This window comes from Allobosea sp. P1_A7 (assembly GCF_056406775.1).
The window spans coordinates 19711-43854 of the sequence record NZ_JBFTZN010000015.1 but is presented as its reverse complement, the minus strand read 5'-3'; the positions used below and the strand labels follow the sequence as shown (position 1 = coordinate 43854).

Annotated in this window: 21 protein-coding genes; 8 read left to right on the top strand and 13 right to left on the bottom strand. The window is 66.2% G+C overall.

The features are described from left to right. The 4 genes from AC1D34_RS04310 to AC1D34_RS04295 all read right to left on the bottom strand — a co-directional run. Nucleotides 1–540: enoyl-CoA hydratase-related protein (locus AC1D34_RS04310; protein WP_476823567.1), on the bottom strand; the 540-nt coding region annotated here is incomplete at its 3' end. A 23-nt stretch (nt 541–563) separates the two neighbouring features. Further along, nucleotides 564–1772 (bottom strand): acetyl-CoA C-acetyltransferase, encoded by a 1209-nt coding sequence (locus AC1D34_RS04305; protein ID WP_441506114.1) that lies wholly within the window; start codon nt 1770–1772, stop codon nt 564–566. A gap of 140 nt (nt 1773–1912) precedes the next feature. Next, nucleotides 1913–3709, bottom strand: a complete 1797-nt coding sequence (locus AC1D34_RS04300) for an acyl-CoA dehydrogenase C-terminal domain-containing protein (RefSeq protein WP_476823566.1) — start codon at nt 3707–3709, stop codon at nt 1913–1915. A 232-nt stretch (nt 3710–3941) separates the two neighbouring features. Then, nucleotides 3942–4409 (bottom strand): MerR family transcriptional regulator, encoded by a 468-nt coding sequence (locus AC1D34_RS04295; protein ID WP_441488853.1) that lies wholly within the window; start codon nt 4407–4409, stop codon nt 3942–3944. Between the two features lie 362 nt (nt 4410–4771). On the opposite strand from AC1D34_RS04295, the gene AC1D34_RS04290 reads away from it, so the two are divergent. From AC1D34_RS04290 to AC1D34_RS04280, 3 genes are all read left to right on the top strand, one after another. Beyond that, a complete protein-coding gene (locus AC1D34_RS04290; RefSeq protein WP_476823565.1) occupies nt 4772–8311 on the top strand; it encodes a hypothetical protein in 3540 nt (1179 codons plus the stop codon). 195 nt (nt 8312–8506) lie between these two features. After that, nucleotides 8507–9436 carry a sulfite exporter TauE/SafE family protein gene (locus tag AC1D34_RS04285; RefSeq protein WP_441506112.1) on the top strand — a complete coding sequence of 310 codons (930 nt, stop codon included), beginning with the start codon at nt 8507–8509 and terminating at the stop codon, nt 9434–9436. Continuing rightward, complete coding sequence (locus AC1D34_RS04280; RefSeq protein WP_476823564.1) at nt 9433–10206, top strand: TIGR02186 family protein; 774 nt, start codon at nt 9433–9435, stop codon at nt 10204–10206. The genes AC1D34_RS04285 and AC1D34_RS04280 overlap by 4 nt, the downstream gene beginning before the upstream one ends. Nucleotides 10207–10273: 67 nt before the next feature. Here AC1D34_RS04280 and AC1D34_RS04275 read toward each other — a convergent pair whose 3' ends face one another. Together AC1D34_RS04275 and mobB are read right to left on the bottom strand one after the other, a co-directional pair. After that, a complete protein-coding gene (locus AC1D34_RS04275; RefSeq protein WP_476823563.1) occupies nt 10274–11536 on the bottom strand; it encodes a molybdopterin molybdotransferase MoeA in 1263 nt (420 codons plus the stop codon). 7 nt (nt 11537–11543) lie between these two features. Then, entirely contained in the window at nt 11544–12074 is a 531-nt protein-coding gene (gene mobB / locus AC1D34_RS04270; protein ID WP_476823562.1) for a molybdopterin-guanine dinucleotide biosynthesis protein B, read from the bottom strand. Nucleotides 12075–12315: 241 nt separating this feature from the next. Here mobB and AC1D34_RS04265 point away from each other — a divergent pair, with 241 nt between their 5' ends. From AC1D34_RS04265 to AC1D34_RS04250, 4 genes are all read left to right on the top strand, one after another. Next, nucleotides 12316–12546 (top strand): sulfurtransferase TusA family protein, encoded by a 231-nt coding sequence (locus AC1D34_RS04265; RefSeq protein WP_441493551.1) that lies wholly within the window; start codon nt 12316–12318, stop codon nt 12544–12546. Between the two features lie 26 nt (nt 12547–12572). Beyond that, nucleotides 12573–13706, top strand: coding sequence for an Mrp/NBP35 family ATP-binding protein (locus AC1D34_RS04260; protein ID WP_441493550.1), 1134 nt, complete (start codon nt 12573–12575; stop codon nt 13704–13706). 165 nt (nt 13707–13871) lie between these two features. Further along, complete coding sequence (locus AC1D34_RS04255; RefSeq protein WP_476823561.1) at nt 13872–14894, top strand: MerR family transcriptional regulator; 1023 nt, start codon at nt 13872–13874, stop codon at nt 14892–14894. A gap of 112 nt (nt 14895–15006) precedes the next feature. Next, nucleotides 15007–15408 (top strand): SRPBCC family protein, encoded by a 402-nt coding sequence (locus AC1D34_RS04250; RefSeq protein WP_476823560.1) that lies wholly within the window; start codon nt 15007–15009, stop codon nt 15406–15408. A 183-nt stretch (nt 15409–15591) separates the two neighbouring features. Here the strand turns inward: AC1D34_RS04250 and mobA are convergent, their stop codons facing one another. Together mobA and AC1D34_RS04240 are read right to left on the bottom strand one after the other, a co-directional pair. Next, nucleotides 15592–16218, bottom strand: coding sequence for a molybdenum cofactor guanylyltransferase MobA (mobA, locus tag AC1D34_RS04245; RefSeq protein WP_476823559.1), 627 nt, complete (start codon nt 16216–16218; stop codon nt 15592–15594). A gap of 52 nt (nt 16219–16270) precedes the next feature. Further along, nucleotides 16271–16786: a DUF2478 domain-containing protein gene (locus AC1D34_RS04240; protein WP_476823558.1), complete on the bottom strand. Its 516-nt coding sequence runs from the start codon at nt 16784–16786 to the stop codon at nt 16271–16273. Between the two features lie 198 nt (nt 16787–16984). Here AC1D34_RS04240 and AC1D34_RS04235 point away from each other — a divergent pair, with 198 nt between their 5' ends. Then, nucleotides 16985–18229, top strand: coding sequence for a peptide ABC transporter permease (locus AC1D34_RS04235; protein ID WP_441493545.1), 1245 nt, complete (start codon nt 16985–16987; stop codon nt 18227–18229). A 21-nt stretch (nt 18230–18250) separates the two neighbouring features. On the opposite strand, the gene AC1D34_RS04230 is transcribed toward AC1D34_RS04235, so the two are convergent. From AC1D34_RS04230 to AC1D34_RS04210, 5 genes are all read right to left on the bottom strand, one after another. Next, nucleotides 18251–19171 carry an ABC transporter ATP-binding protein gene (locus tag AC1D34_RS04230; protein ID WP_441506139.1) on the bottom strand — a complete coding sequence of 307 codons (921 nt, stop codon included), beginning with the start codon at nt 19169–19171 and terminating at the stop codon, nt 18251–18253. Nucleotides 19172–19257: 86 nt separating this feature from the next. Next, complete coding sequence (locus tag AC1D34_RS04225) at nt 19258–20244, bottom strand: ABC transporter ATP-binding protein (RefSeq protein ID WP_441493544.1); 987 nt, start codon at nt 20242–20244, stop codon at nt 19258–19260. A 4-nt stretch (nt 20245–20248) separates the two neighbouring features. After that, nucleotides 20249–21202: an ABC transporter permease gene (locus AC1D34_RS04220; RefSeq protein WP_069877557.1), complete on the bottom strand. Its 954-nt coding sequence runs from the start codon at nt 21200–21202 to the stop codon at nt 20249–20251. Nucleotides 21203–21222: 20 nt separating this feature from the next. After that, entirely contained in the window at nt 21223–22203 is a 981-nt protein-coding gene (locus AC1D34_RS04215; protein WP_069882170.1) for an ABC transporter permease, read from the bottom strand. Nucleotides 22204–22397: 194 nt separating this feature from the next. Next, nucleotides 22398–23987, bottom strand: coding sequence for an ABC transporter substrate-binding protein (locus tag AC1D34_RS04210; RefSeq protein WP_441506105.1), 1590 nt, complete (start codon nt 23985–23987; stop codon nt 22398–22400). Nucleotides 23988–24144 lie beyond the last annotated feature (157 nt).

Here is a 24144-nt window from a genome sequence, read left to right as displayed (position 1 = left end):
CATCATCTGCAGCGCGTCGCCGGTCTGCATCAGGCGCGAGACACGCTGCGTACCGCCGGCGCCGGGGAAGAGCCCGACCTTGATCTCGGGCAGGCCGACGCGGGTTGAGGCATCGTCCGAGGCGACACGATACTGGCAGGCGAGCGCAAGTTCGAAGGCACCACCGAGGCAGACGCCATGGATGGCGGCTGCGAACGGCTTCCCGCAGGTTTCGAGCTTGCGATAGAGCAGCGAGAGCTTGCGGCTTTCGTCGAAGAAGGTCTGCATCGCAGCCGCTTCGCCCTTCTCCCTGGCAAGCCCGACATAGAGGTCGCGCAGCCCCTGGAGCATGGTCAGGTCCGCACCGCCCGAGAAGGCTTCCTTGCCGGAGGTAATGACGCAGCCCTTGATCGCCTCGCTCGAGACGACATGGTCGATGACCTGGTTCAACTCGGCCATGACCTCGGGGGTGATGACGTTCATCGAACGGCCGGGCATGTCCCAGATCAGGGTCGCAATGCCGTCGGCGTCGGTCTCGAAGCGGAAATTGGTGAGGTTCATAGGTTCTCTCCCCTTCGTGCCGATCAGACGCGTTCGATGATGGTCGCGACGCCCATGCCGGCGGCGACGCAAAGCGTGACGAGTGCGGTCTGCTTGTTCGTGCGCTCGAGTTCGTCGAGCACCGTGCCGAGGATCATCGCGCCCGTGGCGCCGAGCGGATGGCCCATCGCAATGGCGCCGCCATTGACGTTGAGGATGGCGTCGTCGATGTCGAAGGCCTGCTGATAGCGCAGCACCACCGAGGAGAAGGCCTCGTTCAGCTCGAACAGGTCGATATCCCCTGTGGTCATGCCGGCCTTTTTCAGAACCAGCTCCGTGACGTCGACCGGCCCGGTCAGCATCAGCGCCAGATCGGAACCGACAGTGGCGAAGGCCCGGATGCGGGCGCGCGGCTTCAGGCCAGCCGCCTTGCCGCCCTTCTTCGAGCCGACGAGCACGGCAGCCGCACCATCGACGATGCCGGAGGAATTGCCGGCGTGATGCACGTGATTGACGAACTCCACATCGGGGTGAGCCGCCGTCGCGACGGCATCGAAACCACCCATCTCGCCCATCTGGACGAAGGAGGCCTTGAGCGCTGCCAGGGCCTGCATGTCCGTATTCGGACGAATGGTCTCGTCGCGGTCGAGGAGGATCAGGCCGTTGACGTCGGTGACCGGGATGACCGAATTCCTGAAGCGGCCTTCGGCCCAGGCGGCGGCGGCCTTCTTGTGCGAGCGCACGGCAAAGGCGTCGACATCGTCACGCGAGAAGCCGTATTTCGTGGCGATCAGATCGGCCGAGACGCCTTGCGGCATGAAATAGGTGTCGATCGCGACGGACGGATCGACCGCAATGCCGAAGCCCGAGGCGCCCATGCCGACGCGGCTCATGCTCTCGACGCCGCCACCGATCGCCATCTCCTTCTGACCGGCCATGACCTGCGCCGCGGCAAGGTTCACCGCGTCGAGGCCCGAGGCGCAGAAGCGGTTGATCTGCACGCCCGGCACTTCCTTGCCGTACCCCGCCTTGAGCGCGACGGTCCGCGCGATATCGGCGCCAGCCTCGCCGACCGGATCGACGCAGCCAAAGACGACATCCTCGACCAGCTTGGGCTCGAGCTTGTTGCGGTCCTTGATCGCACGCAGCACCTGCGTGCCGAGTTCGATCGCCGTGACCTCGTGCAGGGAGCCGTCGGCCTTACCCTTGCCGCGCGGCGTCCGAACGTGATCGTAAATGAATGCGTCAGCCATCAAGGCCTCCCGGGGCTCGCCGCAATGGCGGCTCGTTGTTGGGACTTCGCCAACATGGCCGGGCATGTCCCGGCCGTCTGGAAGCGAAGGCAATCTGCAAGCGATGCCCGGGTCAAGCCCGGGCATGACCTTTGGTCGGCTCAGAACTGCTCTGCCGACAGCGCCATGGTGGAATCGGCGCCGGCCGTGATCCGTGCCAGATGCGCGGCCGTCTCCGGCAGGGTGCGCTCCATGAAGAAGCGCGCGGTGACGAGCTTGGTGTTCATCCGCTCGGTCGCGCCATTGGCACCGGCTTTGAGCTTGTCCTGCGCAGCCTTGGCGATCTTCACCCACATATAGCCGAGCGAGACGAGGCCGAGCAGGTGCATGTAGTCGGTTGCGCCGGCACCGGCATTGTCAGGCTTGGCGAGGGCGTTGTTCATGAACCACATCGTCGCCTGCTGGAGATGACCGAGCGAGGCCAGCAGGGGAGCGAGCAGCGGCTTCAGCCCCTCGTCCTCGCCATGTTCCTTGATGAAGCCGCCGACCTCGTTGAAGAAGGCCATGATGGCGCGGCCGCCGTCTCGGCCGAGCTTGCGGCCGATCAGGTCCATGGCCTGCACGCCATTGGCGCCCTCGTAGATCATGGCGATGCGCGCGTCGCGCACGAACTGCTCCATGCCCCATTCGGCGATGTAGCCATGGCCGCCATACATCTGCTGGGCCTTCACCGCGTTGTCGAAACCGACATCGGTCAGGACACCCTTGAGCACGGGGGTCATCAGTCCAAGCTGATCGTCGGCGGCCTGGCGTTCGGCGGCATCGGCAGAACGGTGGGCGACATCGGATTTCAGCGCGTTCCACAGCACGAAGGCGCGCGCAGCCTCGTTGAAGGCCTTGATCGACATCAGCGTGCGACGGACATCGGGATGGACGATGATCGGATCGGCAGCCTTGTCCGGCTCCTTGGCGCCGGTCAGCGCCCGTCCCTGGAGGCGGTCCTTGGCATAGGCAACAGCGTTCTGATAGGCGACCTCGGACTGGGCGAGCCCCTGGATCGCGACGCCGAGGCGGGCCTCGTTCATCATCACGAACATGGCGTTGAGGCCCTTGTTCTCGGTGCCGATGAGCCAGCCCCTGGCGCCGTCATAGTTCATGACGCAGGTCGAATTGCCGTGGATGCCCATCTTGTGCTCGATCGAGCCGCAGGAGACCCCGTTGCGCTCGCCGACCGCGCCGTCGGCGCCGACCACGTTGCGCGGCACCACGAAGAGCGAGATGCCCTTGACGCCGGCGGGAGCCCCCTCGATGCGGGCGAGCACGAGATGGATGATGTTCTCGGTGATGTCCTGCTCGCCGGCCGAGATGAAGATCTTGGTGCCGGAGATCGCATAGGAACCATCGCCATTCGGCACGGCCTTTGTCTTGATCAGGCCGAGATCGGTGCCGCAATGCGGCTCCGTCAGGTTCATCGTGCCCGACCAGACACCCTCGACCATCTTCGGGATAAAGGTGCGCTTCTGCTCCTCAGTGCCGTGCACATAAAGTGCGGCGATCGCGCCCATGGTCAGGCCGGGATACATCGAGAACGCCATGTTCGCCGCCGAGGCATATTCGTTCATCACGGCGCCGAGCGTATAGGGCAGGCCCTGGCCGCCATATTCGGGATCCATGGCAAGTCCGATCCAGCCGCCCTCGGCATAGGCCTTGTGCGCCTCCTTGAAGCCCTTTGGCGTCGTCACGGATCCGTCAGGGTCGCGCTTGCAGCCCTCCTGGTCGCCGGAATGGTTCAACGGCTGGAGCACTTCCTCGCAGAGCTTGGCACCCTCGCCCAGCACCGCCGCGACCACATCGGGCGTCGCATCCGCGAAACCCGGCAGGTTGTTGTAGCGTTCGATGTTGAAGACGTCGTTGAGCAGGAACAGGGTGTCTTCGACGGGCGCCTTGTAGACCGGCATGGTGTCCTCCCTCTCGCGCAGCGCGGCCGCCTGCCGAATGCGATCCGGGGCAGCCACTCATCAGATAGTTTATATATAAACAATCCATGGGCGGCTTGTGAAGAGGGCGGGGCCATTTTGTTGCCGCACCCTGTCGCGTTTTCCACCCGCACCGCATGACAAAACGGCCCCGGACACAAGTCCGGAGCCGTCAATCCCGATCAAATGATCGATAATCCGTGCCGTGAGGCGCTCAGGCCTTGTCGAGGCCCGCCAGCGTCGCTTCGAGCTCGGCGATCGCGCCTTCGATCTCGACCTGCTGCGAGCGCAGCAATTCGAGCTGCTCGGCAATCTGCCCGCGGGTGAGCTGCAGCCCGCCGACCGAAGCCGACTTCTCTGCGCCGGCCTCGCCCTTCTTTTCCTCATTGGCGAGCATGGCGCGGATTTCAACCAGCGTGAAACCGAGCTGCTTGCCCTTGAGGATCAGCGCAAGCCGCGAGCGATCGCGGCCGGAATAGATGCGCGTCATGCCCGAGCGGGCCGGAGCAAGGAGACCGCGCGATTCATAGAAGCGAAGCGTGCGCAGGGTCACCGCGAAATCGCGGGCAAGGTCGCTGATGGTGAAACCACCAGCCGAGTCGGCTTCACTGGAAGTAGGCGTCGACGATGTGCGGCCGGTATCTGAAGAGCCGGCCGCCATAGCATTGCTGTGGCGCGACATGGAGTTCCTTAAAAAGTTTGGACGCAGGGAACCGCCGGCATCGGTGGCGACGAAGTTCCGTTGGGTAGGGGGAATAGCTCGCCCCATCTCCTAGCGTCAGGTAATATCGGCCAATTGGGGGTAAATTACGGTTACGAGCCCGGCATTCGTGCGGCCCCTGTCCGGGCGTTTGCAAAAAATTAACGGCCGCCCCCCGGATATTAACCGTCCGTTTACCGTGACGGCCAAAAGTCGAGTCTGCGAGCCAGGCCGTCGTCAGCGGCAACTGAATCTTCACGATCGCCTGTTTCGCGCGGGGAAGCTGCGGCGCCAGGGGGCTGCGCATCCCGACTGAAGACCGGTCCCCTTAGGCGAGCGAGATCATGGCCAATAGCTTGCCCTGGAGCGTCAAGGGCGTTGATCCGCGCACCCGCGATGCCGCAAAGGCCGCGGCGCGGCGCGCCGGAATGACCCTGGGTGAATGGCTGGACCACAAGATTCGCGTCGAGGCGGAAGAGAGCGAGCCGACAGCCGCGCCTCTGGAGCAGCTCGACATCGCAGCGCTGTCCGAGCGCCTCGCCAAGCTCTCCCAAGGGCAGATGGAAACCTCCTCGCAGGCCGCAGCAAGCGCTGCGGCGCCGCAGTTTGCTCCCGAGATGTCGCGGGGCCAGATCGAGGCCGCGCTGTCGCAGGCCGCCCTCGCCGAGCGCATGACCCGGGAATCGAGCGCCAAGACGGCCGGCGCCCTGGATTCGATCGCGCGCTGGATCGAGAAGACCGAGAACCGTCTCGTCAGCGGCGAGCGCAGTAACGCCGAGCGTCAGGAACGCGCCACCAACGTCATCGCCGACGCGATCAAGACCATGGGCGAGCGCATTGCCGAGATCGAGCGCAAGGCGGTTGATGCCCAGAGCAAGGCTGCCGCCGCCCGCCCGGCCCTGAATCGCGATGGCCTGGCCGCAGCGGTGACGGATATCCGCACGCGCCAGCGCATGCTGGATACCGATCCCGAAGCCGCCGCCTCGGGCCGGACAGGCCTGAGCGAGAGCCGGGTCGCGGCCTTGCGGCAGGATCTCCGATCGTTGGGCGAGAGGGTCGGCGCCAGGGGCGACCATCCCTCTCTCATGTCCGAGCGCCTCTCCCCGGCTGCGGCGTCACGCCAGGTCGAAACTCCCGCACTGGAAAGGCTGATTGCCGATCTCGGTTCGAAGCTGGAGCGGCTGGACCGGAACGACCGTATCGAGCCGATCCTGAAGCCTCTGGCGCGGATCGAAACCGAAGTCGCCCGCCTCGCCCGCGAGAATTCCGGCGAGAGCTATGCCCGTTTCGAGCTGGAGATCGCGCATCTCGCCGCCAAGGTCGACGCACTCGCGGCGCGCGGCAGCGACCGCGCTGCACTGACCCCGGTGCTTCGCGACATCGCAGAATTGCGCGAACTGCTCGCCACGAGCACCGGCGATAACCGCCTCGGCGATCTTTCGCATCAGGTTTCGGCTCTGGCGGGCGAAGTCGCCCGGCTGCGCGACGGGCAGCCTGATGCACTCTCGATGCGTGGCCTGTCCCAGGCGATCGAGGACGTGCGCGACGCCCTGCTCACCGACCGTTTCGGCGATCCCGCCCCGCTGCTTTCGCTGTCGCGGCAGGTCGAGGCGCTGGCTGACAAGGTTGATTCGCTGCCCGTGATGCGCCCCGAGGTGATCACGTCTCAGACCGAGCAACTCTTCGCGCGGCTCAGCGAGATCGGCGCCTCCGGCTCTCCGGCATCGAACGAGCTGTCGCGCCGGATTGAGGCCCTCATCATCAAGCTCGAGGATGTCTCCGATCGGCAGCCGAACCAGCTCGCGGACCGGATCGACAGCCTGCAGCACCAGATCGAGACGCTGGCGGATCACGGCCCGGCAGCAGTCACGAAGCAGATCGAAGGGTTGGCTGCCCGGATCGAGAGTCTCGCAGCCTCCAGCAACCTGACCCAGATGGTCCATGACGGCGGCAACGTACAGGTCGCGCGCGTCGACATGCGCCCGGTTGAGGACATGTTGCGCAGCCTCGCCGAGAAGATCGACGAGGCGGGACGCCCTGGCGCCGAATCCGATTCCTTCGATGCACTCGAACAGCAGATCGCCGGCCTCGCCAGCCGGCTCGACGAGGCCGTCGCGACGCGTTCGGCCGAGACCGGGATCGAGCGCACGCTGCAGGACCTCGTGCGACACCTCCAGACCGTGCGCGAGGACACCGCAGCCGCGGCCGAACGTGCCGCACGCACCGCCATGGCCGATATGGCGAGCAAGACCCCCGCTCAGGCGGGAGGCTTTGCTGAGCTGAGCACCCTGGTTTCCGGACTGCGCGAGAGCAACGCCGCCTCCGGCCGGGAGACGCAGGACGCCATCGGCGCCGTCCATCAGACCCTCGAGACGATCATCTCGCGCCTCGCCAGCCTCGAAGCCGAGCTCGGCCTCGAGCGGAAGGAGGTCGCGCTCGCACCGGCCCCGGCGGCCGCGGCGCGCCCCTCCACCATGCCGTCGACGCGTGGCCTTGCACTTCCTGCCAGCATGAGCGCCGCGATCGAGGATCGCTTTGGCGCCCGGCTGGAGACGACCCGGCCGGCGGAACGCGCAGCAGAAGCGCCTGCCGCCAGGTCCCATGACCTGCCGCTCGAACCGGGCTCGGGCCGGCCGCGCCAGGACACACCGGCCGCTCCGGCCGCGGCAGCCCAGGATCCTCAATCGGTCCGCCAGAACCTGATCGCTGCGGCACGGCGTTCGGCAAAGGCGGCCTCCGAAGCCGCAGCCTCTGTGCCCGCGGCGGAAGCCGAGCGCAGCGGCACCAGCACCTCCAAGGGCGGCAAGCTCAAGGAGATCATGGAGAAGCGTCGCCGCCCGCTCCTGCTCGGGCTGGCCGCTGTCGTTCTTGCCATGGGCACCGCCCATGTCGTCACCGGCGCACTGCAAAGCCCGAAGACGAAGGCCGCCGGCAACGAAACCGTTCAGACTCCTGCCTCCGCTCCCGCCGTCGCTGCCCCGGAACCCGCCGCCCCGGAAGCTCCAGCCAAGCCCACGAAGGATCAGAGCTCGGTGCTTTCGCCGGTCGAACTCGGCCCGGCCGCCGCCTTCGCGGGACCGGCAGCCCCGATTCTCGGCTCTCCCGAAACCACCAGCTCGACCACCCAACCGACGGCAACCGCCGCGCTGCCGCCAGCGACCGCGCCCGACCCGGTTCAGGCCGTCACCGGGCTCGGCGACCTGCCTGCCGGATTTGGAACGCCAGGCCTGCGCAAGGCCGCCCAGGCAGGTGATGCCCGTGCCGTCTACGAGCTCGCCAGCCGCGCGGCCGATGGCAGCAACGCGACACGCGATCCGAAACTGGCCTTGCGCCTGTTCGAACGCGCCGCGGTCGCCGGGCTGGCGCCAGCGCAGTTCCGACTGGCCAACATGTTCGAGAAGGGCGTGGGCACCCAGCGCGACATCGCACTGGCGCGGGTCTGGTACTCCCGTGCCGCAGAGCGCGGGAATGCCAAGGCCATGCACAATCTCGCCGTGCTTTATGCCGAGGGCGTCGACGGCAAGGCGGACTATGCGACGGCGACGGAATGGTTCCGCCGCGCCGCGGACGCAGGCGTGCGCGACAGCCAATACAATCTCGCCGTTCTGCTGGGCCGCGGCCTCGGCGTGCCAGCCGATCTCAGCCAGTCCTATCTCTGGTTCGCCATCGCCGCCAAGCAGGGCGACGACGATGCGGCCCGCAAGCGTGACGAAGTCGCCGGACGCCTCAACCCCAACGACCTGGCAGCGGCGAAGCTCGCTGTCGATTCCTGGAAGGCAAAGGTGCTCGAGCCTGGCGCCAACGAGGTTGCGGCACCGGCACAGGGTTGGGAAGACAATACAAGCGCGGCCGTCAGGAAGCCCGCAAAGCCAGCTCGCAGCTAATGCATGACAGGCAGGCCCCTGGCCTGCCTGTCATGGTTTCGACGCGTTACGCAGCCATCAGAGGTTGATCGCGACTTCAGCCGATCCGGCCGCAACACCTTCTTCGTCCACGATAAGGATTTGCCTAACCGGATTGGTGCAATCTGGGACGAGCCGGCGCCGAATCTCATGCCGCGCCGGCACACGAGGGCAAAGGTGCAGATTTATCTCCCGATCGCGGAACTGCCGATCAGCATCCTGATGGTGCTGGGTCTGAGCGGTGCCGTCGGCTTCATCTCCGGCCTGTTCGGGGTCGGCGGCGGCTTCCTGCTGACCCCTCTTCTGATCTTCCTCGATATCCCTCCGGCAGTTGCCGTGGCGACCGTGGCCGCCCAGGTCGCCGGCTCGTCGATGACCGGCGTCCTGACCTACTGGCGCCGCAAGGCGCTCGACCTCAAGCTCGGCAGCGTCCTGGTCGGCGGGGGCATCATCGGCACCATTTTCGGCGTTCTGTTCTTCAACTCGATGCGCCGGCTCGGTCAGCTCGATCTGGTCATCACCCTGTCCTATGTGACGCTGTTCACCATCATTGGCGGATTGATGCTCTATGACGCGCTGCGCTCGGCGCTGCGCGCCAAGGCGGGCAAGCCGGCACGCCGGCGCCGTCAGGCCGGCACACATCCGCAATGGATGAAGCTGCCCTGGCGCATGCGTTTTCACAGTTCGCAGCTCTACGCCAGCGTCATCCCGATCGCCGCGCTCGCCATCGTCATCGGCTTCATCGGCGCCGTGCTCGGCGTGGGCGGTGGTTTCATCCTGGTGCCGGCGCTGATTTACTTCTTCCGCATCCCGCCGGCGGTCGTCGTCGGCACCTCCTTGTTCCAGATCCTGGTGACGATGACGGGCGCAACCATGCTGCACGCCCTCACAAACCAGTCGGTCGACCTGATCCTGGCGGCACTGCTCCTGGTCGGCGGCGTGATCGGGGCCCAGTTCGGCGGCCGCGCGGCGCGCAACCTGAATGTCGACTCCTTCCGTCTGCTGCTTGCGCTGCTGATCCTGTCGGTGGGCCTGCGCTTCGCGATCGAGCTGTTCATCCCGCCCAGCGACCCCTTCTCGGTAGTCCTGCCGGAGAGCGCGCGATGAAGGGCTTCAGGTCCCTGGCCGCTGCGTTGCTGCTGACCTCCATCGCGGCCACTGCCCCGCGTGCCGAAACGCTGATCGCATCCGTGTCTAGCCATCAGATCCAGATCTCCTCGAACTATACCGGCGATCAACTGACGGTCTTCGGCCTGGTCGAACGCGGCGGGCGGACGGTGGCGCGCGGCGACCCTTACGACATCGTGGTGACGGTGCGTGGGCCACAGCGCATGCTGATCGTCCGCGAGAAGGAACGGCTCGGGCCGATCTGGATCAACCGGACGCAGCGGCGCTTCGTCGATCGCCCGATATTCCTGATGGTGTCGAGCAACCGGCCCCTGAACGAGATCGTCAACGAGGATGCGGCGCGGCGCGACAGGAGCGGGCTGGCCAACACCCAGCGCAACTTGCCGCCGGAGCTCTATTATGTGGAGAGCACTGTGCGCTTTCGCCAGGCGCTGATCCGAATCCTCGAAGACAAGGGTCTCTATGCGCAGGACGAGCGCGGCGTCACCTTCCTGTCGGAAACATTGTTCAGCGCGCCGATCGATGTGCCCGCCACCGCACCGACCGGCTCCTACGAGATCGAGATCGCGCTCTATTCAGGCGGCGCCATGCTGGCGCGCCAGACCACCAATTTCGAGGTGATCAAGACCGGCATCGAGCAGCGGCTGGCGACCGGCGCACATGACCATCCGCTCCTCTACGGACTGGCCACGGCGGCCATGGCGCTGCTTCTGGGCTGGCTCTCCAGCGTCATTTTCCGGCGCGACTGAGCATTGGCCCGAAAAGCTAGGCCATCGGACCGGATACGATTTCCGGTCCGATGATCTAAACCCGGCGCTACGCGACCAGGAGATCATAGGCGAGGAACGGCACGAGGGTTCCGGACTCGAGGTATGTCAGGTCCTCCGCGAGCTCTACCAGCCCGTGCGTGCGCGTCAGCGAGGTCATGACCCCGGCCCCGTCCAGAGGATGCTTGGACGCGATCATGACACCGTCCGCTCCAGGAGCGAGCGAAACACCGACATACTCACGCCGCCCGGGCTTCTTCCGATAGGGGAAGCCGAGCCTTACAGGCAGCGGCACCGGGGCAACATGGGCCGAGCCGGCAAGCCGTGCCAGGACCGGGCGTGCGACAAAGGCGAAGGTGACGAACACGGCAACCGGATTTCCCGGCAGGCCAATAAACGGCACGCCTTCGATGACGCCCATGGCCACCGGCCGGCCCGGCTTGATGCCGATACGCCAGAAGACCAGCGCGCCGACCTGTTCGACCGCCGCCTTGACGTGATCCTCCTCTCCGATCGAGACGCCGCCGGAAGTCAGGATCAGGTCGCAACTCCGGGCCGCGCCGCTCAGGCGCGCAGCCAGGCTGCCCGGCTCGTCACGCAGGATGCCGAGATCGACCACATCCGCCCCCGCCCGCGCCACCATGGCACGCAGCGCAGCGCGGTTGGCGTCGTAGATCGCGGCCGGCGGCAGGGGCAGGGGCAGGCCCGGCTCCGCCAGCTCATCGCCCGTCGAAAAGATCGCGACACGCGGCCGGCGGCGAACGTCGACAGAGGCATGACCGAGCGCAGCCAGCAGCGCGAGATCCTGCGGCCGCAGGCGCCGGCCTGCCGACAGGGCGGTCTCTCCACGCGCGATATCCTCGCCGGCCGGTCGGGCATTGGCACCGCGTTTGAGGCCTCCGGGCAGACGGACGAAGCCTTCTTCCGCTGTCACATCCTCCTGCATGAAGACGGTATCGGCTCCTTCCGGTATCGGCGCGCCCGTAAAGACCCGGACGGCCACGCCTGCAGTTGCAATGCCCGCCGCGTCAGTGCCGGCGGCAAGCCGGCCTGAGAGCGCGAGGCGGGTCTCTCCTGCCGACGCCAGATCGACGAAGCGGACCGCATAGCCATCCACGGCAGAATTGGCGAAGGGCGGGAGATCGAGGCCGGCCACGACATCGCTGGCGAGAACCCGACCATCGGCGTCGGCCAAGGCGACCTGCTCCGTGCCCTCCACCGGCCGAATCCGCTGGCCCGCAAGGTCAGCCGCTTGCTCGATGCTCATCAAGGGGCCACCGAAGGCGAAAGTATCCTCGCTGAGTTGCGCCATTCTGCCCTCAACCCTGTTGCTGCACGCGAGCCAGAATGGCGGTGAGCGGCTCGGCGCAAGAAAGCACAATCTCTGCGATTGCGCCGATGTCGTCGAGATCCACGACAGGGCAGCCCGCCTCGGGAAATGCGCTGTCGCAGGCGATCGCGACGATCATGGGGTCGCCCGGGTGCAGCGGCGGCTTGCCGTTGGCTGCGCGATGCACCTCGATCTTGAGATGCGGCTCGCGCTTGAACCCCTCGATGATCACCAGATCGACCGGGGATAGTCGCCGGAGCAGATCCGGCAGATGCGCTTCCGGCTCGCCGCGCAGTTCATGCATCAGCGCCCAGCGGCGCTCGGACGAGATCAGCACCTCATGCGCGCCCGCCTGACGGTGTTCGTAGGAATCCTTGCCGGGCTTATCGAGGTCAAAGCCATGGTGCGCGTGCTTGACCGTGGAGACCGAGACACCGCGGCGTGCAAGTTCCTGGATCAGGCGCGTCAGCAAGGTCGTCTTGCCGGCACCGCTCCACCCTGCCAGGCCGATCACACGCATCAAAGCTGAATCCCCCAAAACACGATCGGGCACAAAGGCACCCTGTTGTCATCTGGCACGCCCCCTCCCCGGTCAAGCCAAGTGGATGGGACCGCCACGGCTCATGCCCGCGATCATCGCGCCCCGTGCGATGCCGACAGGGCAGCAAGGCCTCTCGCGCTCCGCTGCGGCGAAGGGCCGGTGGTTGCTCCCGCGCAAGAAGCCATCATATGAAGCACTGCGTATTCGACAGGCTCGGCCCATGATCTCGATCCCCCTCAATCTGCGCGGCTTGAAATGCCCCTTGCCGACACTGCGCGTGCGCAAGGCGCTGAGGAGCGCCGACGCCGGAGCCTTGTTCGTCGTCGAGTGCACCGATCCCATGGCGGCGATCGACATTCCCAACCTGATGCGCGAGACGGGCGACGCAATCGAGCTCAGCCGTTCCGAGGGCGAACTTCTCGTCTTCCACATTCGCAAAGCTGCGGCCTGACGCCGCGCCAGCCGGAGTACGCCTTCGTGGCCCTGACCGAATCCGACATTCTGCGCGCGCTCGAGCTGGTGAAACTGCCCGCGAGCGGCCAATCGCTGCGCGCTTCCGGCCGTATCGCGGAAATCCTGATCGACGGCGGCAAGGTGATCTTTGCGATCGGCATCGATCCGACCGAGGCTGAAGCGATGGAACCCGTGCGAAGGGCCGCGGAAAGCGCGGTCGGCGGTATTCCGGGCGTCACCCAGGTTCTGGTCGGGCTCACGGCAGACAAGGCGCCGTCGCGACCGGCGCCCTCTGCCGCCGCGCAGGCACGCCAGCAGGCGCACGGCCAGCCAGGTCCCGGCGGGCCGATGCCAAAGGCCGCCGGCGTGCCCGGCGTGAAGCAGATCATCGCGGTGGCCAGCGGCAAGGGCGGCGTCGGCAAGTCGACGACCACGGCCAATCTCGCGGTCGCGCTCGCGATGCTCGGCCTCAAGGTCGGCGTACTCGACGCCGATATCTACGGTCCCTCCGTGCCCAAGATCTTCGGCATCACCGGTAAGCCGCGCCTGGTCTCCGGCCGGACGCTGGCACCGATGGAGGCCTATGGGCTGAAGATCATGTCGATCGGCTTCCTGATCGACGAGGAGACGCCGATGATCTGGCGTGGGCCGATGGTGATCTCGGCCATCACCCAGATGTTGCGCGAGGTCGCCTGGGGCGAACTCGACGTGCTGGTCGTCGACATGCCGCCCGGCACGGGTGACGCGCAGCTCACCATGGCGCAGCAGACACCGCTCGCGGGCGCAGTGATCGTCTCGACGCCTCAGGATCTGGCTCTGCTCGATGCCCGTCGCGGCGTCGCCATGTTCAAGCGCGTCGAGGTGCCGATCCTCGGTATCGTTGAGAACATGAGCTATTTCGTCTGCCCGGAATGCGGCCACCGCTCCGACATCTTCGCCCATGGCGGGGCGCGGCACGAGGCAGAGCGGCTGGGCGTGCCCTTCCTTGGCGAGATCCCGCTTGCCATGCCGATCCGCGAGACCTCGGACGCCGGCCGGCCGATCGTGGCAAGCGACCCAGAAAGCGCCCATGCCAAGGCCTATCTGGCCATTGCGAGGCAGGTTCAGGCGGGCCTGAGTGGCAAGACCCGGGCCGCGCCCCGCATCGTCATCGAATAGAGGCACCGCCCCCCGGCCCGAAATCAGAACTCGGCGGCGAGCGGACACTCGCCTCCGGCCTCATGCCGCGAGCGTGGAGGCGGCCAGACATCGCGAGCGCGTTGTTGACCCGGCCCCTGGGACCGCCCCGATAAGGGCAGCGGTCAGCCGGTAACGAGGTGATTCGTGAGCTCTTGCACTCCTTTCCTGAACCCGGCCGAGGCGGCCAGGCGGCTTGGTGTTTCCGCCAAGGCGTTGCGCATCTACGAGCAGCGCGGACTGGTCGCCCCGGTCCGCACCATGGCCGGGTGGCGCGCCTATGGCCCCGCCGAGATGGCTCGTGCCGCCGAGATTGCCGCATTGCGCGCGCTTGGGCTGAGCCTCGTCCAGGTGGCGCGCGTGCTTGGAGGCGATGCCCAGGAGCTGGAACCGGCCCTGGCGGCTCACCAGGCTTCGCTCGAGGAGCGTGCCCGTCAACTCGCAGGAACGCTGGAGAAGGTCCGCAGCCTGCGGGCTGACCTTACCAGAGGTCAGGCACCCGCGGCCGGAGAACTGGTGCGCCTGCTGGAGCCCGCAATCGAACGCGGCGTCGCCTTCGATCTGCCCTGGCCCTGGGGCGGCGAACGGTTTGAGCTGCGCGAAATCCTGCCGCTGACCTACATTGTCGGCCAGCTCGGCAGCGGCAAGACGCGGCTGGCCCGGCGCCTGGCCGAGGTCTTGCCCGATGCGGCCTTCCTCGGGCTCGATCGGATCGCGGCTGACGGCGCAATCGGCCGGGCAGACATGGATTCCGATCCGGCATTGAAGTCTCGGGTCGCCAGGACCCTGGCCCGGCTCGTCGACGACGGCGCCCGGATGTCTGGTGCGCTGGTCGCCCTGGTCGCCGAACTGGAAGCGGAGGGTCCCGCGGTCCTGGTCGTCGACATGATCGAGGACGGGTTGGATCAGGCCACCCAGCAAGCCTTGATCGCCCATTTGCGCGGCCGCGGGCCGCATGGACGGCCGCTCTTCATGCTCACGCGCTCCTGCGCGATTCTGGATCTGGCAGCCGTGGGGTCCGACGAGGCAATCATCCTCTGCCCTGCCAATCACAGCCCGCCGGTCCGTGTCGCCCCCTATCCCGGCGCTCCCGGCTACGAGGCCGTCGCCACCTGCCTCGCCTCACCCCAGGTGCGGGCCCGGGTCGCATGCCCACCCCGGCTGGCGTAATCAATCGGCCTTCCGCACCCGCGCCAAACCGCCCCGGCCGGATACCGGGGCAGCTCCAGGCATTTGCCAATGTTCTTCTTTTGTTCTAGATTGACCAAAAGGAGGTCATTCCATGCCCGTTCAGCCCGCGCGCCATATCAGCATCTCGATCGGCAGGCCGATCGAGCAGGTCTACGGCTTCCTGGCAGAGCCCCGTAACTTCCCGAAATGGGCCGAAGGGCTGGGCCATAGTTTCAGGCATATCGAAGGCATGACCTGGGCTGCCGAGACCCCATTGGGCCTGATGCGCATCCTGTTCAGCGAACCCAATCCTTACGGTGTGCTCGACCATGCCGTGATCCCCGATCACGGGGAGCCGATGCACAACCCGATGCGCACCCTCGCCAATGGCGATGGCAGCGAGGTGATCTTCACTCTCTACAAGCGGGCCGAGATGAGCGACGACGATTTCGCCCGCGATGCCGACTGGGTCACGAGCGATCTGAGGCGTCTCAAAGCGCTGCTGGAAGGCTGACGAGAGCGATTGGCCCGTGCTGACGCCATCGGGCGCAGAAACCTGAGATCCATGCCTCGGCGCGCCTGTTTGACGCTGTTCGATGGTTTCCAATGCACCTTCGCGCTTCCGTAGCGAAGCCGGCACGCGCCTTCAGAGCCGGGCTCTGCGGCAAGCTGGTACAGCGGGCGCCCCAACCCACCATCACGCATCGCTCAGCCGCGCGTGAAGCTGCTCGGCCTCGACCAGGTCATCAGGGCGATTGGCATTGAAGAACGGGTCGACCGGATCGACCGGCCACTCCGCCGCCGCAACACCATGACGCGCTGTCCAGCGGCCGATCTTTCGCTCATCCTCGACCGCGAGCGCATGCCGCAAGTCGTCACGCAGCGCGACCGGCCACAGCCCGATCACCGGATGGTCCCAGCCGCCCGATGCAGCGCAGGCCAGCGGAACATTGCCCGCTGCGCGCGCCGCATGAAGCCGTTGCACAAGATCACGCGGGATGAAGGGGGTGTCCGCCGCAACGCTGACCATCCAGGCATGTCCGGGGCGGTTCGCGGCCATCCAGTCGAGCCCGGCCAGGATGCCGGCCAGCGGCCCGGCGAAACCGGGCACGCTGTCGGCGACCACCGGCAGGCCGAAATCAGCGAAGCGCGACAGGTCGCCATTGGCATTGATCAGAAGTCCGTCGCATTGCGGCCCCAGGCGATCGACGACATGGGCGAGAATGCTGCGCCCGGCGATCAGCCGAAGCGGCTTGTCGCCACCGCCCATGCGGCGCGCGAGCCCGCCGGCGAGGAGGAGACCAAGCGTTGGAGGGATGGTCATGCCATGGCCTGCAAGCGTCGCATCTCGCGTTCGCGATCGGCGGCGCCGGGCCTCACGCCGGCACACCGAGCCGATCCGCAGCCCAGGTCTCCACGGCTCGGCCCTCAGGCGGCAATTGGGTCCAGTCATCGCCGGCAAATTCTCGCCAAGCCGAAACGAAATCCTCGCGGACCGCGATCAGCACTGGCAGGCCAGACAGTACCGCAGCCGCGATCTCCTGGCGCAGGCCCTGACCAAGCTGCTCCTGCCGCCCGAACTTGTTGACGATCACGAGATCGATGTTTCCCGTCAGAGCGGCCCCGACCGCTCCTCCCGCTGCCGCAAGGCCGGCGACGTCGAGCCGGCAACCCGACGTGCCCGCGCCGCGATCCTCGCTGATCGGAAAGCGCCGGCCATTCGCGAGGTCCTCCAACGCCATGGAGTGACAGCCATCACCGCAATCGTCACCGTTGTGCTGGACGACACCGCCGAGCTTCAGCCCCTGCCGCTTCATCTGGCTGGCAAGGCCAGCCATGAAACCATCGATCTGGAAACCGGAGGAATAGACGATTGCGGCAAGCGTATTCATCGTCCCTCCATCCCACGAAACATCATCCGCAGCCAGAACCGTGACCGCAAGGTGCTATGATGGCGTCATGGCCCTGCGTCAGATGCCGGCTCACTGTTGCAGCGCACCTACAGTCGCGCGGGCTGCCACAAGCTAGGGTGCTACGGGGCTGACGTCCGGCGTGTTCTCCGGTCAAAGCCGTTTGTTCGGTTGCCGTCCATGATCCGCCACAACGCCAATGCCCCGATTGACCCCGCCGCGGACGCAGCCTTGCTGCTGCGTCGCATCGGCTTCGCCACGCTTGCGCTGGCGCTACCGATAGCGTCGCTGGTGTCGCGTCGCGCGGCCGTCGTGCTCGCGCCGATCGGGGTTGCGTTGCTCATCATTTCCTCGCTGATCGAGGAGCGTGGCCAGTTCGGCAGGAATCTGAGGGATTCCCTGCTGAGCCGGCCGGGCATGATCCTGATGGGGCTCGTGGCCTGGGCCCTGCTCTCGCTGGTCTGGAGCCCCTACACGCTTTCGGCGACCGAGAAGGCCACCAATCTGGTTCTTGCCGTCGCGCTCGGCTTTTGCGGGGCCGCGGCGCTCCCGGAACGCATGCGCGCCTCGAACCTCAATCTCGTGCCGCTCGGCACCGGCATCGCCGCGCTGTTTGCTCTCGCGCTGCTGGTCGCCGGGAACATGAGCGCCGCTGGCGTCTCTCCGGGCGTCGAACGCGGCGTCAGCGTCGTGCTGATCATGTCGTGGCCCGCCTTCGCCTGGCTCCTCTCGCGTGCGCGCGGCTTGAGCGCGCTGGGCCTCGCTCTCGCCGTCGGCCTGCTTGCCATGACCCGCTTCGAGGATGGCGAGGCGGTGGCGATGATCTGCGGCACGGTGGCCTTCGGAGCGATCAGCGCCAATCGTGCCGTCGCCGCTCGCGCCATCGCCATCATCGTTGCCGGGCTGATGTTGCTGGCGCCGCTCCTGCCCTTCCTGCTGATGCCGATCGCCTCGCGCTTGCCCGACGATCTCGCCCTCACCCTCGGCATCTGGGCCGACATCGTCAGCCGCGAACCTGTTCAGCTGATCACCGGGCACGGCCTCGACACCGTGCTGCGCGGCCGCCTGACGGGTGGCCTGCCTCAAGACACGCCGACGACCATTCTGTTCGAGTTCTGGTACGAGCTCGGCCTTGTCGGAGCCGCTTCGGCCGCGATCTGCCTGTACTTTGCGATCAAGGCCGCGGGCCAGATGGCGGGAGCGCTCGCCGCCGGCGTCACTGCTGCCTATGTCACGGCCTTCGCGCTTGCCGTTCTGGGCTTTGCCACCTTCCAGACCTGGTGGCTGATGACGCTCGCCTCCGTCGCCCTGATGTTCACGGCGATTGCCCGCGGGCAATACCGGACCGAGCGACCGCTCGCGCCATTGATGCCGCAGCCTGCAGCGAACAGCAGGCCAAAGGCCGGCGGGCCTACTTCCTCCTGATCGCCCCCTGAGCGGCGCGGCTCAGGCCGCTGCCGCCCGGTCGCCGTTCACGGCATGGCAGGCGACACCGTCGATCACCGGCGGATTCTCGATCTTGCAGCGGTCGAACGCCAGCGGACAGCGCGGATGGAAGGTGCAGCCGGAGGGCGGGTTGATCGGGTTCGGGATTTCCCCCTTCACGCCCTCGCGCGCCTTGCCGACCATGGCGAGATCCGGAACCGCATCGAGCAGCATGCGGGTATAGGGATGGCGCGGGGCTGAGAAGAGCTGCTTGCCCTCCGAAACTTCCACAAGCCGGCCGAGATACATCACGCCGATGCGCGTCGCCATATGCCGGACCACGGCGAGGTTGTGCGAGATGAAGAGATAGGTCAGCCCGAATTTCTGCTGCAGATCGCGCATCAGGTTGAGGATTTGCGCCTGCACGGAGACATCAAGCGCCGATGTCGGCTCGTCGCAGACGATAAACTCGGCATTCGAGGCGAGCGCGCGTGCGATCGCGATGCGCTGGCGCTGCCCCCCGGAGAACTCGTGCGGGAACTTCTTGGCGTCATCGGGATGCAGGCCGACGAGCGTCAGCAATTCGCCGATGCGGGCATTGATGTCGCCTTCGCCCTCGATGATGTCGAAGGCGCGGATCGGCTCGGCGATGATCCGGCCGACACGCCAGCGCGGATTCAGGCTGGCATAGGGATCCTGGAAGATCATCTGGATGCGCCGACGCATCCGCTGACGCTCCTGCGCGACCGCAACGTCGTTCATCGAGATGCCGGCGATGCTGACAGTACCGCCCGAGGGTGGCAGCAGGCCGACCACCATGCGCGCGACGGTGGACTTGCCCGAGCCGGATTCACCGACGAGCGCGAAGGTCTCGCCCTTGCGGATATCGAAGGAAACCCCGTCGACGGCCTTCAGATACTGCTTCGGCGCGCGTTCGAGCATGCGGTTGAGCCAGGGCTTCGACACGTCGAAGACGCGCTTCAGGTCGCGGACCTGGACGAAGGCGGCGTCAGGCGGAGGGAGCTGGCTCACGCTGCGATCTCCGCATTGGGCTGGTCGTAGAGATGGCAGGCGACCTGCCGGTCGCCGACCCTGGTCAGCTCGGGCCGCTCGACATGGCAGCGGGCGAAGGCATGGGCGCAGCGCGGATTGAAGGCACAGCCCCGCGGAATGGCCGAGAGCCGGGGCATCGCGCCGGGAATCTGCACGAGGCGGTCGGCATCACCCTCGATCGACGGGATCGCGCCCATCAGCCCCTTCGCATAGGGGTGGAGCGGGTCCTTGACGACATCGCGGACCGGGCCGATCTCGGCGATCCGGCCGGCATACATCACGGCGACCCGGTCGGCCGTTTCGGCGATGACGCCCATATCATGGGTCACCAGCATCACCGAAGTGCCGCGCTCGCTGCAGAGGCGTTTGATCAGCGCGATGATCTGGGCCTGGACCGAGACGTCAAGCGCAGTCGTCGGCTCGTCGGCGATAATGAACTCGGGCTCGGCGCAGAGCGCGAGCGCGATCACGACACGCTGGCGCATGCCGCCGGAGAATTCGTGCGGATAGCCGTCGATCCGCCGCTCCGGCGCCGGGATGCCGACCTCGTCGAGCAGGGCGATGGCGCGCGCGCGGGCATCCGCTGCGCTCAGGCTGGTATGAGTCCGGATCGTCTCGATCAACTGCTCGCCGACCCGGTAGAGCGGGTTCAGGCTGGTCAGCGGATCCTGGAAGATCATGCCGATCCGCTTGCCGCGGATCCTGCGCATCGCCTCGGGCGGCAGATTGTCGACGCGCTCGCCCGACAGCACGACCTCCCCGCCGGCGATGCGCCCCGGCGGATCGATCAGGCCGATGATCGCGGAACCGGTGACGGACTTGCCCGCGCCGGATTCGCCGACGACACCGAGCACTTCGCCGCGTGCGATATCGAAGGAGATCTTGTCGAGCGCGCGCAAGGTACCGCGCCGCGTCACGAACTCGACGGTCAGGTCACGGACGGAAAGAACGGGGACGGTCATCGGGTCACCTCAGCCGCGGATTGAGCGCATCGCGCAGCCAGTCGCCGAGCAGGTTCACCGCCAGCACCAGGATCGCCAGGGTCACGCCGGGAAAGGCGACGATCCACCAGTCGCCGGAGAACAGGTAGCGGTTGCCTATGCTGATCAGAGTGCCGAGCGAGGGCTGCGTCGGCGGCAGGCCGACACCCAGGAAGGAAAGCGTCGCCTCGGTGATGACGGCGAGCGCCAGATTGATCGTCAGGATGACGAGAACCGGGCCGATCACGTTGGGCAGGACATGGCGCAGCATGATCAGCGGCGCCGGCAGGCCGACGAGGCGTGCCGCCTGAACATAATCCTTATTGCGCTCGACCAGCGTCGAGCCCCGCACGGTGCGGGCATATTGCACCCAGAAGGACAGGCCGATCGAGATGACCAGAACATAGATCGCGGTGTCCTCGCGCGAGGCACTCTTGAAGATACCGCGGACGACGCCATCGATCAGAAGCGCGATCAGGATCGCCGGGAAGGTGAGCTGGACATCGGCGATGCGCATGATCAGCGAATCGACACGTCCGCCGAGATAGCCCGCGAGCAGGCCGAGCGTGATGCCGATCGAGGCGGCGAGGATCACTCCGAGGCCGCCCACCACCAGCGAGACGCGCAGGCCGTAGAGAATGGCCGAATAGAGATCCCGCCCCTGGTCGTCGGTGCCGAAGATGAAGCGGGCCTCCCCGCCCTGCTGCCAGGCCGGCGGGATGTTGGCGTCGGCGAGGAAGACGGAGGCAGGGTCGAAGGGATTGGTCGGTGCGATCCAGGGTGAGAAGGCCGCGCCGATGAACAGCAGCAGCACGACGAAGGCAGCGACCATCGTCACCTTGGAGCGCAGGAAGCTGGCCAGAATGTCGCTGTCGAGGAAGCGTTCCCAGCGGGTCGGGATCTTCTCGGGCGAAGCGGGCGGCTGAGTGGTCATGCTCATGGTTTCAACTCTCCGCCAGCTCAGTGCGCACCGATCGTCGCGCGCAGGCGCGGATCGACGGCGGCATAAAGCAGGTCGACGACCAGGTTGATGCTGACGAACAGGAAGGAGATCAGCATCAGATAGGCAGCCATGATCGGGATATCGACGTTCTGGACGGCCCGCAGGAAGAGCAGGCCCATACCCGGCCACTGGAACACCGTCTCGGTGATGATGGCGAAGGCGATGATCGAGCCGAGCTGCAGTCCGGCGATGGTGATGACCGGAACCAGCGTGTTCTTGAGCGCATGGCCGAAATTGACCGTCCGGGTGCGCAACCCACGCGCCCGGGCGAACTTGATGTAATCGGCCCGCAGCACTTCGAGCATCTCGGCGCGGACGAGGCGCATGATCAGCGTCATCTGGAACAGGCCGAGCGTGATCGAGGGCAGGATCAACGCCTTGAGGCCGGACACGGTCAGCAGGCCCGTCGTCCACCAGCTGCCGATCTTCACGACCTCGCCGCGCCCGAAGGATGGCAGCAGGCCGAGCGTGACCGAGAACAGGTAGATCAGGAGGATGCCGATCAGGAAGGTCGGCAGACTGATACCGATCAGCGACACGGCCTGGAAGATCTTGGCGAGCCAGCTGTCACGCTTCAGCGCGGTGTAGACACCCATCGGGATGCCGACGAGGAGCGAGAACAGGGCCGACATGAAGGCGAGTTCGAGCGTCGCCGGCGCGCGGTCACCCAGCAGCGAAATCACCGGAAGCCGGAACTGGTAGGACACGCCGAATTCGAGCCGGGCGGCGTTGTAGATATAGCGGAAGAACTGGACGATGACGGGGTCGTCGAGGCCGAGCGAGCGCCGGATCTGCTCGACCTGCGCCTGTGGCGTGTCGAGGCTGACGAGTTGGTTCACCGGATCACCGACGAAACGGAACATCGCGAAGGCGATCAGCGCCACGCTCAGCATGACGAGAAGCGACTGAAACAGCCGACGCAGAATGAAAGCTAACATGGCCGCCTTGAATCCCCGGTTTGCCGAGGTCGGATAAACACGCGGCCATCCCAGGCCGGGGGACGCGGAGATCCGGAATCCAGCAGGAGCGCCATGCGCTGCAACGATCCTGGGTCCGGCGCGGCTGCACCAACTGTCCGGGATGACGATGAGGATGAAAGAAGGCGCGCGGATCGCTCCGCGCGCCCCTCACGTCACTCCTTGGTGGCGTAGTAGAGCAGCACCGAGTTGTCGGCGCGCTGGGTCAGCTTGACCTTCTTCGAGACACCCCAGGCGAGAGCCTGCTGGTGCAGTGGGATATAGGCGAACTCATCCACCGTAATCTTGAAGGCTTCCTTGATCATGGCGTCGCGCTTGGCCGTATCGGGCTCGACCAGGATCTTGTCGGTCAGCGCGTCGACCTTCTTGTTGCAGTAGCCGCCGAGATTCGACTCTCCGCGCGACGAGCCGGCGACATCGCGGCAACCCAGGATGTCGTTGAGCACGTTGTGGCTGTCGAAGGTCCCGGGGGTCCAGCCGAGCAGGTAGAACGAGGTCTTGTAGCCGCCCGACTTCAGCACCTTGGCGAAGTACTGGCCCTTCGGCTGGGCGTTCAGGTTCACCTTGATGCCGGCGCGAGCCAGCATGCCGACCACCGCCTGGCAGATCTGGCCGTCATTGACATAGCGGTCGTTCGGGCAATCCATGCCGACCTCGAAGCCGTTGGGATAGCCGGCCTCGGCCAGGAGCTTCTTGGAGGCCTCGGTGTCGAACTTGGCCCGCGTGAACCCGGCGTGCGGGAAAAGTTCCGGCGCGATCATCAGCGGCGACGGGGTCGACAGGCCGCGCATGACGCGGCTCTTGATCGTCTCGATGTCGATCGCCTGGTAGAAAGCCTGACGAACCTTCGGGTCCTTGAAGGGGTTCTTGCCCTTGACGTTGGATTCGAGCAGTTCGTCGCGGGTCTGGTCCATGCCGAGGAAGATCGTGCGCAGTTCCGGCCCGGTCATGACCTGGACATTGCCGGCGCTGTTGACGCGCTGGATGTCCTGGATCGGAACCGGCTCGATCACGTCGACCTCGCCCGAGAGCAGGGCCGCGACCCGGGTCGCATCAGAAGCGATCGGCGTAAACACGATCTCCTTGAGATTGTGCTCGACCTTCTTGTTCCACCAGTTCTCGTTGACCTTGAACACGGTCTTCACGCCGGGCTGATGGCTCTCGATCTTGAACGGGCCGGTGCCATTGGCATTGAGCGAGGCGTGACTCGGCGTCGTCGCCGCTGCCGGTGTCGGAGCGACGGCGTTATTCGCCTCCGCCCACTTCTTCGACATGATGTACCAGGTGTCCCACTGGGCATTCAGGATCGGGTTCGGCGAGCTCAGCGTCACGTCGATCGTGTAATCATCGACCTTGGTGAACTTGGCGTCGGTCGGAATGCGCGTGGTGAAGTTCGAGCCGGGGGCGCGGACGCGCTCGGCCGAGAAGATCACGTCATCGGCGGTGAAGTCCTCGCCATTGTGGAACTTCACGCCCTTGCGCAGGAAAAAGCGCCATTTCAGGCCATCATCTGAGACTTCCCACTTCTCGGCGAGGGCCGGCTCGATCTTGAGGTCCTTGCCGCGCGCCGTCAGGCCCTCATAGGGGTGGCCGAGATGGGCGTTGGTGGTGGTCTCGTTGACGGTATAGGGATCGAGCGACTTGAGCTCGCCTTGGTTGGCGTAGCGCAGTGTCTGTGCCTGCGCGGCGCCGCACATCAGCGCCAGAGCCGCAACCGCGGCGAGGCAGTTCGTCTTGAATGACATAATTCGATCGCTCCCAATCGTTTTTGCTACCCCACTCCTCCCGGGAGCGGCTCCCGCCCGGCGCCTCCCAAGCGCCCGGCGAAAGAAGATGGCAGATTAATGACGCTTCGCGAGCGGCGTCCAGTACGGCTGATGAGAAACGCTCCAGATTGCATTT

Coding starts and splice junctions, on each gene's coding strand:
- AC1D34_RS04305 (WP_441506114.1), bottom strand. CDS start 1,772: ATGGCTGACGCATTCATTTACGATCACGTTCGGACGCCGCGCGGCAAG.
- AC1D34_RS04300 (WP_476823566.1), bottom strand. CDS start 3,709: ATGCCGGTCTACAAGGCGCCCGTCGAAGACACCCTGTTCCTGCTCAAC.
- AC1D34_RS04295 (WP_441488853.1), bottom strand. CDS start 4,409: ATGTCGCGCCACAGCAATGCTATGGCGGCCGGCTCTTCAGATACCGGC.
- AC1D34_RS04290 (WP_476823565.1), top strand. CDS start 4,772: ATGGCCAATAGCTTGCCCTGGAGCGTCAAGGGCGTTGATCCGCGCACC.
- AC1D34_RS04280 (WP_476823564.1), top strand. CDS start 9,433: ATGAAGGGCTTCAGGTCCCTGGCCGCTGCGTTGCTGCTGACCTCCATC.
- AC1D34_RS04275 (WP_476823563.1), bottom strand. CDS start 11,536: ATGGCGCAACTCAGCGAGGATACTTTCGCCTTCGGTGGCCCCTTGATG.
- mobB (WP_476823562.1), bottom strand. CDS start 12,074: ATGCGTGTGATCGGCCTGGCAGGGTGGAGCGGTGCCGGCAAGACGACC.
- AC1D34_RS04265 (WP_441493551.1), top strand. CDS start 12,316: ATGATCTCGATCCCCCTCAATCTGCGCGGCTTGAAATGCCCCTTGCCG.
- AC1D34_RS04250 (WP_476823560.1), top strand. CDS start 15,007: ATGCCCGTTCAGCCCGCGCGCCATATCAGCATCTCGATCGGCAGGCCG.
- mobA (WP_476823559.1), bottom strand. CDS start 16,218: ATGACCATCCCTCCAACGCTTGGTCTCCTCCTCGCCGGCGGGCTCGCG.
- AC1D34_RS04240 (WP_476823558.1), bottom strand. CDS start 16,786: ATGAATACGCTTGCCGCAATCGTCTATTCCTCCGGTTTCCAGATCGAT.
- AC1D34_RS04235 (WP_441493545.1), top strand. CDS start 16,985: ATGATCCGCCACAACGCCAATGCCCCGATTGACCCCGCCGCGGACGCA.
- AC1D34_RS04230 (WP_441506139.1), bottom strand. CDS start 19,171: ATGCTCGAACGCGCGCCGAAGCAGTATCTGAAGGCCGTCGACGGGGTT.
- AC1D34_RS04225 (WP_441493544.1), bottom strand. CDS start 20,244: ATGACCGTCCCCGTTCTTTCCGTCCGTGACCTGACCGTCGAGTTCGTG.
- AC1D34_RS04220 (WP_069877557.1), bottom strand. CDS start 21,202: ATGAGCATGACCACTCAGCCGCCCGCTTCGCCCGAGAAGATCCCGACC.
- AC1D34_RS04215 (WP_069882170.1), bottom strand. CDS start 22,203: ATGTTAGCTTTCATTCTGCGTCGGCTGTTTCAGTCGCTTCTCGTCATG.
- AC1D34_RS04210 (WP_441506105.1), bottom strand. CDS start 23,987: ATGTCATTCAAGACGAACTGCCTCGCCGCGGTTGCGGCTCTGGCGCTG.